This is a genomic window from Chryseolinea sp. T2, from assembly GCF_037203685.1.
Classification (GTDB): Bacteria; Bacteroidota; Bacteroidia; order Cytophagales; family Cyclobacteriaceae; genus Chryseolinea.
Genome location: NZ_JBBCAU010000010.1, coordinates 24,745 through 38,532 on the forward strand (window position 1 = coordinate 24,745; position 13,788 = coordinate 38,532).

Sequence of the window (13,788 nt, forward strand, 5' to 3'; positions counted from 1 at the left end):
GTACGGTGAGGATATGGTCGTGATGAATTGTGTAAAAATGACTTGGAGATTGTTTCTAATAGTCACGCTCACTTTGTGTGGGTCACTTGTGCGGGCACAAGGTGTCGTTTCCGATGCTGTGGAACGCTCCGCTCTACTGGATATTTATAATACCAACATGCTTGGTTTGGACACCACGAATGCTCAGAGTTGGACACCCTATAGGATCAGTAGATTTCCGACAGTCGGATTATCAGGCGTGACCTATACCGGCGGAGATATTGTTGGAATAGCGCTTTCCGGTTTGGGTATGCATGGTGTTCTTTCATCGGGGGTTGTAAACCTGTCTCAATTGAAGTCCTTGAATCTTAACCAGAACGATCTGACTGGTTTGCCTTCACTTACACCACTGACCCACTTGCAGATCCTAAGGCTACAAGACAACAATTTTGGAAATGCAGTATTCCCCTCCTGGATCGGGCAGTTGACAAGCCTGCAGGAACTCGACCTCTATAACTGTCAATTGATCGGGCCATTGCCGTCAACGATCGGACAGCTGACAAGTTTGACTGTTTTGACATTGAGTCGAAACAATCTTAGCGCATCGAATTCCATACCGTCGCAATTCTCCGGCCTTATCTCGCTGGAAAAGCTCTATTTGGATTATTGTTCGCTCCTCGATGCTTCTATTCATGCGAATGCATTTTCGGGCTTGCCAAAATTGAACCTGCTAAGTTTGAACTATAACAGTGCGCTGATAGAATCGGGAATCTATTTCCCGGCCAAGTTCCATTCTCTTCCGTCGCTTACCACATTGAATCTCCAGGCCAACGGCTTCACCGAATTTCAATCCAACTCGTTGACCACGATGCTAAATCTGCAAACCATCGACTTTAGTTTCACCACCCGATATAGCGATCCTGCAGAACTTGGAAGGGTCATTGATCAGATCAAACCTCAGTCAAACATCAAGACCGTAAAATTTAGCAATTGCAATATTCAATCTTTACCCGCCGATTTCGGTGAATTAGATTTCATTGAGACCCTTTACCTGGATAACAACACCGATATACTTCCGTCCTCTTGTCAACAGCTGGCTGGTATACAGCATTTGACAAAGCTATACATGGCGAATTGTGATTTGAATTCTCTTCCTTCGGATTTTCAGTATTCTTCGTCGCTACGCGAATTATACATTTCCGGCAACGCGCTTCATGTATTGCCAACGACAATCATGAAGATACCTGCACTTAAAAAACTGGACATAAGCAGCAATAGCATTGTTGAACTGCCTTCATGGTTCGGAGGTGGCAACATGGGCACCCTGGAAAGCTTAATGGTACGATCCAACGGACTGACGAGCCTTCCAGATAGCGTTGTGTATCTGACCAACCTTACCTACTTGGATTTGCAACAGAACAAGCTCACGGGTACATGGCCGAATGGATTTGCGGACGGCCTCAAGAAAGTCCAGTACTTTAATGTAAACTTTAATAATATAACTACACTACCGGATCTAAGCACTTGGGCGGATCTGGCTTATGTATTTGTTCAACGCAACAAACTGAACGGTGAGATACCGGATTATCTGACTCAGAAGACGAGCACCAAAATTCAGGTGGACTTTTCTTACAACGGGTATACCAGTGTCTCCCCAGGGTATGGTCTATCGAATGCGTCGTTTGTTAACGTGGCCAATAACAAGCTTACTTTTAAATACGTCAAGCAACTTGATCCGGCTGGGACCTATCTCTATGTTCCACAGGACACGGTCGTCGATAAAGCTCGTGAAGTCAGGGTGATTCAACCCGCTCCGGTTAGGCTCGTTGCATTTGCCAGCGATACGCTTGCTGCCTTGAATTGCGAGTTTCAATGGTTCAGGTACGTAGACGGCATAAATGATGTGCCCTTGTTTACAGCGTCTACGCATGAAGGATATCATTATTCGTTCGAGCCCACAGAAGCGGATCAGGGCGCGAAATTTTATTATAAGGTCACCAATTCAGCCTTTACCAGCGGGAACGGGTTGAACCTTGTTTACAAAAGTAACCTCATAACCGTTGTCATCTTATGCGAGTCGGTACCGTTGTCGGTGAACTTCAGCAACAAGAAATACATGTGCGCTGTTGGGTTCACGCCAACGGCTGCCTATGAAGAGGGCTGCCGCACCAAATCCATTTCCTGGGATTTTGGTGATGGCACAACTTCGCAGGACAAAAGTCCGCTGCATGCATACAGCAATGAAGGTACTTTCACAGTGCGGATGAATTTGCAATACACGTGTGGCATTTGTGTGCGTGATACGCTGGTCTCAAAAACCATTAGTTTCAGGGCTTCGCCGACGCTTCTGAAGGATACTACAATAACTGTGTACTCGGAGCAGAAAAACAAGGTGCTTGCCGCGAGCGCTGCAACCTTCTCGGATGCCTGGTTATTGCATCAGGATGCTACACCGGTTGATGCTGATGCATACAGCAGCGGTTCGCGCGGCGTGTGGCGCAACGAAGGAACATTTGTGTACGACACTGTTCGCGAGTTGTCAACCCCAACAAACATCGGTACGGATGGCACATTCTCGCTCTACAACTTTAATTGGGCCCAGGCGGAGGTGGGGGCTATACCGCAATGGATAAAGGCAAACACGATGACCGAGTACAGTGCCTACAGCTATGAGTTAGAAAACGAAGACGTTCTTGGCGTATTTACTGCCGCGCTGTACGACTATGGTGGACATCTGCCGTCGGCTAACGGCGTTAACATGCGCAATCGCGAAATGGCATTCACCGGATTCGAATTCTTTGACAATAATTTGTCAGGCAACTGGGTCTTCGGTACCAATGCTCTTCCTGCTTCTGTAACATACGAGGTGTACTGGGGGAATGCGTACATGGCGATCGTGAAGACTTCGCTGGCAAACCTGGAGAATGTAACCAAGGTTGATGTCTCGAGTCGTGGATTAGCATCCTCTGCATTGTTGGGCCATAATCGCAGCAATTTTATTTCAGATGACGAGATCGTTTGTGTGCAGACTTATCCATCCAATCCCGAGTGGTCAATTATTGTGTTGAGGCGAGCGCCATTCGAGGGCATCTGGCGCGGCAAAATTACAGTCAACAACGTTGTCAGTCCGGCCGTAGTAGCGACAATAGACCAATCGTACGGTCACACGGGCCGCAGTAGTTTGAAGGTAGTGAATGAAAAAACATTCAAGCAGCCCATTCTCAAGCTGGATTCGGCAAAGACCTATCACATAAACGCCTGGGTGTCGACAGGGACTGCACAGCTGACCGCCCCTAAGCTGGGAGATCAGATCACGCTGGAGGTAAAGTTGGTTTCCAGAAATGGCGCTACAAAATTGCTGAACAAGTTCGAACCCGCTGGTCCTATCATAGAAGGTTGGCAACAAGTGAAAGGCACATTTGTCCCTCCTGACGATTTCCTGAATCTGGAACTAACATTTAACGCAGGTACAGCTGGTACGGTGTGGTACGACGACATCCGTCTTCATCCGGAAAAAGGAAATATGAAGTCTTATGTTTATGACATAACAGACTATCGCCTGCGGGCAATATTGGATGAAGAGAATTTTGCGTCATCCTTTTACTACGACAAGGAGGGAAATCTTTATCTCACCAAAAAGGAAACTGAAGCGGGCATCAAGACGATTTCAGAGAACGTTTCCTACATGAAAGAAAATAAACAAACCTCTTCCAACTAGTCAATATATGCTCAAGAGAAGAACTATACTGTTTGTTTCACTACTGATGTTGGCAACAGGTACTACAACAGTGGCGCAGGATTTCAAAACGGTGTTTGCGGCCATGAAGGAAAAGCATGAACATATGAACAGGTTTCATGTGGTCATGACGGTAGAAGCGATGGATGGTGAAAAGGAAAAACCTTTCTACAGCGAAAGGTTTGAAATGAAAAAGGACGACAACCATTTCTTGTATGGGCTGTCAAATAGCGTTGTTTTATTGGGCGACAGGCATGTTATCGAAATTGATAAGGCGACCGAAAGCATTGTTGTCAATAAGCGGGATATCAAAATCGAGAAATCTCTAACGAGGCAAATCAGATTCAACCTCGATAGTATACTCACGTCTTATGAATCGCCCACTTATCTGGGCGAGAAGAACGGACAGTATTCATATCGCTTAGCGGTAAAGGAAGGTTCGGTAAACACGATCGACTTGGACGTGAACAAAACGTCTGGTCTATTGTCGCGGATACAATATCGTTATCGCGATGGTCAATTAGTGAATATTGTATTCGATGTATTTGACACCCAGCCCGTCTTTGCTGCGAATACTTTTTCAGAGGATAAGTTTTTGGTTCAGGAGAAGGGAGCCCTGCAGCCAGTGGGTGACTATAAAAATTTCAGAGTTATTAACGTCGATTCTAAATAGCGTTGTAACGAAAAAAAATACATCGCGAAGGATTGGTTGATGGAGAACGTTGACATGAAGAAGATTGCTTTGATCCTGGCCATGATGGCCGTTTTTACAACACATTTGTCGTGGGGGCAAACCATGCCATTGGAAAGCGGCAATGTGCCGCAACCGTTCAAGGTCAGTCGCGAAGGCATTGAGCCACAGGCTGACCCGGGGCCGGTTTATAGCCTCAACCTGCTGAAACGAGGTACTGACAAGCCAGTGTTCAACGGCTGTCGCGACAATGCGGCATATGTTGCCTTTCAGCTTTTTTATGATGTATTGGCTCATGGTAACACGACAATAGACTGGACGTTGGACGTAAACCTGGCGTTGCTTCACGGCGAAGACACCGTTTGGAACCGACCCCTTCACCTGGAAATGGCCGACCAGACTTTTATCGCCACGCTGTTTCACGATGAAGCACTCACTTGTCTGGAGGATTATCACTTCGCTATTGCAAGCAAAGATAGCACAGGCACCATGCCATCGGATTTTATCGACTTGAAGCTGTTGTACTACGACAAGATATCCGATCCGTTTGTTCCTTCAACGACGTTCCCTTATAACTGCGCCTACAATCAGGTTAAACATGAGACAGCCCTGAGTTGGAGTTTCCCCTCAGGTCAGCCGTTGCGTGAGTTTGATGTGGAGTGGGTGTTTATTGATTCGGCCGACCTGTTCACAGGTGACGCGGAGGCTGCATTTGCACAGCGAGAGCCGGTTCGAGTTACAACGCCTGGTTCTACATTCAGTTACGACCACCAGGTGTATTACCCCTCGGGTAAGATATGGTATCGTATACGGGCAGTGGGTTATAACCTTGAGTATCCCGCCCATCGTGTGCCAGGAAACTGGCAGTATATGACCCCTGGCATTGTCATTAACAACCACCAGAAGAACATGACGTGGCAGGAGCAGATCGTTTATGCGGAAGAGGGCAAAAGCAAACGTGTTGTGAGCTATTTTGATGAGAACCTTCGACAGCGACAGGCACTGACAAACCTGAGTTCACAGCAAACCACATTGGTGTCAGAGGCACTGTATGATTTTGAGGGACGAAAGGTGGTCGATATTCTGCCCGTGCCTGCTAAGGACAATTTGCTTACCTATCATGCGCAATTCCACGACTTCCAATCAGTTGACGCCATAGTTGGTGCAAACACCGGAACAGCTCAGCAAAAATTTAACTACGATAACAATCGCCTTCAGAACAGTATCCTTAAAGATGCAGTTGGAGCTGGTAATTATTATTCACCAGCGAATAGCTTTGCATCTGTCCACAAAGGCATGATTCCAGATGGTGAAGGTTATGTTTATAACCAGATAGAATATATGCGTGACGGAACCGGTCGCGTCAGCCGTCAATCTGGAGTGGGGAAGGAGTTTCGGCACGATGGCAATCATACTACTCGCTATTTCTATGCTGGAGCGACAAAAACAGAGCTCAAGAGGCTTTTTGGCAGCAACGTCGGAAATGCCGCACATTACAAGAAGAACATGGTAGTGGATCCCAACGGTCAGGTAAGTGTTTCATACCTCGACCAGGAGGGGCGTGTGATCGCCACCGCACTTGCGGGCGACGTTCCCTCGAATGTCGATTCGTTGGCGAGCTACAAGAATCTAGTGCTGTCGCCGGTAACCGAAGTGCTAAATGAGAAGAACGGAATAGACGAAGGTGTGAGTGTCACGCGTCATGGGTTCCTGAACGTAGCGCCAAATACAGTGTATACTTTCCACTATGATCTTTCTGCGATGGCGGCTGAAGTGGAATCGGCCAGATGCCTGTCGTGCGCATTCGACCTGCATATTACCCTCACCGATGCCGATGGAAGTCTGGTGCAATTGCCCGCCAATATTCCGGGCAACCAATCCACGGACGCTCTAGATTACCGAAGAGACAACATCACTGCAGCGGATTGTAACAATCCGACGACCATCAATGACATAGAATTTCAGGTAACGCTGTCAACCATCGGTGATTACACGATCACCAAAACGCTTACTCCACACGAGATGTCTTTCACGGAGATCAGGACTGAACTGGAGCAGGATTCTTCCACGCAGGTGCTGATGCAGCAGATTCGCGATAGTTATATGGCCGACCCAACGGACTGCGAGATTTGTACGGAAACGTGCGACGAGGCTGAAGCATACGTCGAAGAAGCCATTGATGAGATTGTCGCGCTCGACTGTGAGAATATTCTTAGGCAGATCGAACAATATTATATTGATCTGCATCCAAACGATGCAGATTATTCTCCGGACCAATCGGAGATCGCTAATCATCCATTGTATTGTAAATATTTGTTGTGTGCGAAAGATCAGCAAAGTGACGCGTTCGACAAGCGGATGGCGCGTGTGGAGTCGTGGGGCGGGATGAGCAATCCCCTTGAGGAAGATCCTTTTTTCAACATCGCATCGCTCAGTGGTGCTTCGCGCAAGAGCGACATGCAGCATATGCTCGATAACACGTCACTGGGAACGATAGGGAATACAACCTATGCGGGCAAGATTGGCGACGTGACCAATCCCGACAACGGCGTCTTCTATGTAAACGGTAACGGAGAACACGATGCTGTGAACGGAAAACACATCCTGTACCTTGACCTGATGAGTCGCCGGAGCGAGCTAGGTGAAACGGCCTACAAGCCGGAGCTCGACAGGCAGAGATGGACCATGTACCGAAGCATGTACGAGGAAGCGAAGCGACAAATAAAACTTTCGATACCGGAATACCAGGCGTGCCCTTCTGCCATGGAAGCGCTTGACCCATACAGTGATCTGGCATCATACGAAGTAGAAGACATAAAAAAGTGGGCCAAGGCCAATGGGCTGAAGGAGTCGGTCAGTGACGCAGAGCTTGAGATGTCCCTGTATAGCATCACAAGTGCATGTGATACAAGGTTGACGCCTCAGGACAGCGCAACTGTGAGGAACAACCTAAAATCCTACTTCAACAGCGATCCACAAAATATACTTCGGATCGTTCAAACTGAAGACGTCGAGTCGGATACTACTAATAGTCTAAGTGCAATAAATGACGTGTTGCGAGGATATAATTGTGCTCTTGATTCGGTAGCGCTGGAGAACATAATGAGTTGCGTCAGGGATACTACAATTGTGCTGCCTGGGAATATTCCTTCGTCGGCTCCTTCTGCGTTCAGAACTACTATGCCACTTGCAAGTAAACTCGCTTTCTCTCAAAAGCGACGCAGCGTGGGTGATCAACAGGAAGAACTTCTCGCACGCATCAACCAGTCCAAGAGTAAATCTCTTGATTCCATTCTCGCGCAGGCCGAAACGGAGATAAAGGAGAGAATATTTTCTGAAGCACGATTAAACAACCGGCCTGAACTTGCTCGCATCGGGACAAGATCTATCGTCCTTCCTGATCAGGCTGAGTACGCGGCCCTAATTGCTTTGTATTATGCGACGAACGATTTTACAAATACTGACGGAGACCCTTACGAGCGCACAAACTGGATTGACAATACGGGGTGGGGGAATGCAGATCCTAATGTTGTTGAAGACGTGAGCGGCTGGTTTGGGGTAACGACTGATGATGATGGTCATGTTACGCAGTTAAAGTTATCAGGTAACAGGTTGGATGGCGTCTTGCCTCCAGAACTCGGTAACCTACAGCATTTGAAATTTATAGACATGAATTACAACCAGCTGCATGACTCTCTTCCTTCGGAGATATACAGCCTTCCTAGCCTGGAGCACTTGTCATTGGCTGGTAACAAACTGCAGGGAACTATTCCCGCGCAGATTGGGCAGCTCTCATATCTAACGTATCTCAACTTAAGCGGTAACCAATCTTTCGAGGGATCTATTCCTCTGGAAATTACTACGCTTTCGAACCTTGTGAGTTTGGACCTGGGAAACAATGAGTTATCGGGCACTATACCCGTGCAGATTGGGAATCTGTCTAACCTCCAATCTTTAGACCTTAGCGGGAATCAGTTGACTGGCGTTATTCCTGAGGAATTGGGGCAGCTTTCAAACTTAACTCACCTAAGCCTCGGAAATAACCCATTGCATGGAAGTATGCCTACAACATTAGCAAATCTGTCTGCTCTTCAGTATTTAACGTTGGATTTCCTTGACATCACAGCACAAGTAGATGTGCTGACCGGATTAAATAACCTTGAACTTCTTGGTTTGCGTGGCATTTCGATCGACTCCATCCCGACCTCGATTGGCAATCTCTCCAGCTTAAGAATTCTGAGCATAGGGTTTAATAAAAATATACGAGGCACAATTCCTAATCAGATTGGGAATCTCAGTAACCTAGAAGTCTTAAATATTGCTGGCACCAAAGTAAGCGGATCAATCCCGCAACTTAACGGTCTCTCTAAACTCTATTGGCTTGATCTCGACGATAATGAATTAACAGGAGGAATTCCTGCCTCCATTGGGAACACGAAATTGTACTACTTATATCTGGATCACAACAAACTAACCGGATCCGTTCCCATGACTTTGGCGAACCGAACGCTCTACAACCTGTTGCTTAACGACAACGAACTGTCTGGAGTATTTCCTATGGGCGTAGCTAAATCAAACATAACTATCGGTAGTTGCGTGCGCAATGATTTCACATTCGCCGATTTAATGCCTGCATTGTCAAGCTACAGTAATTACATTGGTCGTTACGGTTTTTATCCCTTTCCCCAGGATACTGTTGACATCCCCAAAAGAATCGTGTTAGGTGGCCAACCAATAACCTTCACGACAGAGATTGACAGAGATGTCATACCGAAGTGTAAATATCAATGGTTCCGTTATGTTGATGGAGTGAACGATATTGCCTTGACACCGCTCGATACATCGAGTTACTCGTTTACCATTGCATCACCAACAGTTGCCGACATAGGAGATTACTACTACAAGATTGTAAATGACAATCCGATGATAGGTAATTCTGGTTTGGACGAATTGGTGCTATATAGCTTTTTTCAAAAGGTGGACTCAGCTGAATCGAAGAGATTCAACTTGTGTCTCCAATATGATCCCACGAATTCCACCGTTCAAAAATTCACGGTTCAGTTAAACCTCGATGACCTCGTGGAGCAATGCAGAGCCCGTGCTGCACACGAAGACGCTATCGTGACCGAATATGCCATCGAACAGTTGATAGAAGACAAAGCCTCATCCTTCTACAGCGAGTTCAAAACAAAGTGCCTAGATAACGTAGATGAGAACCTGGAATATCAGTACATCCCCAAGGAGTATCACTACACGCTGTACTACTACGATCAATCGGCCAACCTGGTACAAACAGTGCCACCGGCTGGCGTGCATCCCTCTATCGATTCTGAAGCAGCACACTCGCTGGTCACGCGCTACCGATACAATTCGCTTAATCAGTTAATCTGGCAAAGCACACCCGATGCAGGGGAATCCAATTTCTGGTACAACGACAAAGGACAGCTCAAGGCTTCCCGGAACGCGCAGCAGGCGTTGGACAGTGCTTATTCATACACGCGGTATGATGCATTGGGCCGTATTGTAGAGGTCGGTGAAATGAAGGCCCTGATCAGCGAGCATGCGTTAAAAGATTCCATTCAATCCATTTCGTATCCTCATCAGAATGCGCCCGATGTTCTGCTGAGTGACATCACACGCACCCATTACGATTTTGCCAATGAGAAGGTCTCTAATACGCTGCAGCAGACAAATCTTAGAACGCGCGTCTCGTACGTCGAAGTGATCGACAAATGGCAGGACACCACGCGCACGTTCTATAGTTACGACATCCACGGCAACGTCAAGTCAATGCTTCAGTCTCTCCCTGATTTCCCTTTCAAGCGCACCGACTATGTATACGACCTTGTAAGCGGCAAGGTCAACTATGTCATGTATCAATACGGCGAGCCTGATGAATTCATCCATCGCTACGATTACGACGGTGACAACCGGATTACCGGTGTGGCCACCTCATCTGATGGTTTTATATGGAACCACGATGCGGAGTACAGTTATTACGCGCACGGCCCGCTGGCACGCGTTGAATTGGGAGAATACAACGTACAGGGCCTCGATTATTACTACACGCTGCAGGGCTGGATCAAAGGCGTGAATATGCCTTACGAAGGCGATCCGGGTGGCGATGGAATCACTAAACCATCAGGGCGAGACGTCTACGCCTACTCGCTGGGTTACTACAACGGGGATTACAAACCGATCAATAATTCCCTAACTTTAAGTGACAGCCGCGATCAGCTGTGGCCGAGACAAAACGAACTGAACAACCACTCTGGTTTGTACAATGGGAATATCTCGTGGATCGTGACTGACCTGGCAAAGATCGGAGCAGTCAACAAAGATCGCGGTAAGGGTATGCAGGCGATGATTTACAAATACGACCAGTTGCACAGGATAGCAAAGAGCCGCAGCCTCACGGAGTACACGACCGCAAACGGCTTTGCTACACGCGATGCGTCGCCGCACGCCTACGACGAAGACTATTCCTACGATGCAAACGGAAACCTGCTAACGCTTAATAGAAAAGACCACGAGGGCAACACCTTGCACGACTTCAACTACGAGTACTATCCCAATACGAATAAACTTCGTCAGGTAGGTCCTCCGGAAGACATGGTTTACAATGGTGCATTGTCGTCGAATACAAAACTGTACAGGAAGATCACACTAAAGAACAACGCCTATGTGCCGCAAGGCAAGCCCGTAGAGATAAGGGCGCTTGAAGAAATAGAGATGGATCCCGACTTTCAGGCAGCAAGCGGAACCGACTTCTACGCTCATATCGTGGCAGACTCAGGAATGTACCAGTACGACAAGATCGGAAACCTGGTGCTGGATCAGCAGGACGGAGTGAAAATCAGTTGGACACCGTATGGAAAGGTTCGCGAGGTAAGGTCGAAGAGTGACAGCTTGATCACGACGTTCCGCTATGACGGAGCCGGTAACAGGATTGAGAAGAAAGTTACCAGAACGGACTCCGCTGATATTACTCACGTCACGCGGTATGTGAGAGACGCGGGTGGCAATGTGATGGGTATTTACAGAGACAGCCTAATGTCGGAGCAGTATGTTTATGGAAGCAGCCGTTTGGGCTTGTACAAGGGACGTAGGCACATCGGACAACGGAGTCTGGGAGAGAAGAACTATGAGTTGAGCAACCATCTGGTGAATGTGCTGGCAGTGATTACTGATAATATTGGGATGAACTCAGAAGATTCGGTTTGGGCGAGTGTGGTGAGTACGAGTGATTACTATCCGTTCGGCTTGGAGATGGAGGGTCGGACGTGGACAGACAGTACTACGTCAAACAAATACAGACATGGTTTCAACGGAAAAGAAAAAGATGGTGATGGAGAGTTCGGAAGTACCACCTATGACTACGGGTTCAGAATTTATAACCCGGCAATAGCCAAGTTCCTTTCTGTTGATCCATTGACGAAAGATTTTCCTTGGTATACGCCTTATCAGTTTGCAGGGAATTCGCCAATTGAAGCTATTGATCTTGATGGATTAGAAGAGGTAAGTAACAAGGTCATTAATGATGTGCGATTTGTGGAGTTAAAGAATGTCACGTTTAAGATGGTGATTAGGCAATCAACTGAAAGTCTAACAACTGCTATGTCCAAAACTGTGGATTCCAAGCTGGACAATTACTCAGTTAATACACAAATGGGAGAACCTGTTCCTGGTACTGAGCCGGAATATGAAGACGCTGAAACGCCACAGCCGAATTACAGGAGTCAGGGATTCAATATTGTGAATGGTAAAACTGTTGGAGGGAGATCTTCTTCGGAAACTTGGCACATGTCCGTGAGTGAATCTGGCGGTGTGACTGCTGGTAAAGGGAATCCAAGTCAAAATAGCTCTTTTGCAGTTGGAGGTGCCACACCACTATATGTTAATGGTTTGAAGTATGGCGAAACAAATGTTTGGAAACCTGATACTCCGAAAGAAATCGACAGAATTCTCAAAGGAGCTGTTGCGCCAGAGAACCAAAAATGGTTACAACAAAAAAGCAACGGTGTTTATGCGGATCAAAATTCCATATTTAAAGGAAAAACTGTTCTGGGTTACAATTCTGCTAACCAGCACTGGATGATGGTTTCACAGGAAAATTTGTTTTTAGGTGGAATGACGTACGATGCAATACGAGATCAATTAATTCGGCAAGGTTTTGATCTAATACTTGGATTTGACGGATCAGATTCTTCGATACTTTTGAAGAACGGATTAGAAAGCTACTCTGCCCCGGCAGACTATAAAAACAATACTATGCCTTCTGGAATGACACTGTCTGTTCCAAAATTGGGCGCAGGTAGAAAGAAATAGACCATTACGTTATGTTGGAGTTTCGTCCGTCACTATTAGCAATCACGCTGTTCATTATTACTAATGCTTGCGACAAAAAAGAAAGCGATCTTCTTGTTAAGAAGGACGAGATTGTCGCAAAGGAAGAATATTGTGAAATCGTGTCGTCATACCCCATAATTTATCCGGGCAACAAAGACACCACCATAAACTCTTTGAATCGTAAATTAAAGAATATTAACCACCTTGATCAATCAACAAAGTATTGCAATAGAGCCAATGAAACACGTAAGAGGATAAAGATACAAGGAACTTATTCGGTCTTGTTCGAATCCAAAAATTTACTTTGTCTTGAGTATTTGACAACCGTTGAGGGAATTGACGTGAAAAGATTCACACCTTTATTTATTGATTTGAATGAAAAAAGAATAACTTCTGATCGCAAAGCTTTTCCTATTCCAGATTCTCGGGTGTTAGTTCCTTACATTACAAGCTTTTGCGACAGCAGCAAAATTCAGATCAATTTATCTGTGTATGAGAATAACAAAACGTTTGCCATGAGCTACGGAATTACTCCAGATGATTTAATTCTCTATTTAGGGGGCGAGGGTGAAGGATTTGGATATCATAAATTGTCGATTCCACTTAAGGAACTTGGCCTGTCGACTCTATTTTGAATAATTGAGAAATGGAAGTCTTATTCTTATTTCCTAAAAGGATTGGAGTTGCATAAGAGGAGTGTATTCAAAAAGATTCAAAGCTAATAGCCATCACATATTAAGTCGTTTGTGAACGAGTTTTCGTTTCACCTTTCCGCACGACCCTTAATTCCTTTTTAGATTCATATATTAATCGTTACATAATCTCGCCCTTTCATCAACTGGCAATTACTTTATTTCGTTGTCTATCATACATCAACATTACATATCGCAGTTTCCCATTCCTGGACATTGCTAAAACTGCTTACTATTTCGATTCCGTTCGGCGCCCGCAATTGTAAATGATGCTTTTGCTTATGTCGTTCACCTGCTATATCAGCAGTATACCAAACGTGGATGTTGTTTAGGCCTAAATT

General features: G+C 46.1%; 4 protein-coding genes. All 4 read left to right on the forward strand.

The genetic code is table 11. The features are described from left to right. Positions 1-37: 37 nt before the first annotated feature. The 4 genes from WBG78_RS26625 to WBG78_RS26640 are packed head-to-tail and all read left to right on the forward strand — an operon-like array spanning position 38 to position 13,390. Positions 38-3,697: a leucine-rich repeat domain-containing protein gene (locus WBG78_RS26625; protein ID WP_337329565.1), complete on the forward strand. Its 3,660-nt coding sequence runs from the start codon at positions 38-40 to the stop codon at positions 3,695-3,697. Between the two features lie 7 nt (positions 3,698-3,704). Beyond that, positions 3,705-4,388: a LolA family protein gene (locus tag WBG78_RS26630; RefSeq protein WP_337329566.1), complete on the forward strand. Its 684-nt coding sequence runs from the start codon at positions 3,705-3,707 to the stop codon at positions 4,386-4,388. Between the two features lie 39 nt (positions 4,389-4,427). Then, positions 4,428-12,734: a leucine-rich repeat domain-containing protein gene (locus WBG78_RS26635; protein WP_337329567.1), complete on the forward strand. Its 8,307-nt coding sequence runs from the start codon at positions 4,428-4,430 to the stop codon at positions 12,732-12,734. Between the two features lie 11 nt (positions 12,735-12,745). Continuing rightward, positions 12,746-13,390 (forward strand): hypothetical protein, encoded by a 645-nt coding sequence (locus tag WBG78_RS26640; RefSeq protein WP_337329568.1) that lies wholly within the window; start codon positions 12,746-12,748, stop codon positions 13,388-13,390. Positions 13,391-13,788 lie beyond the last annotated feature (398 nt).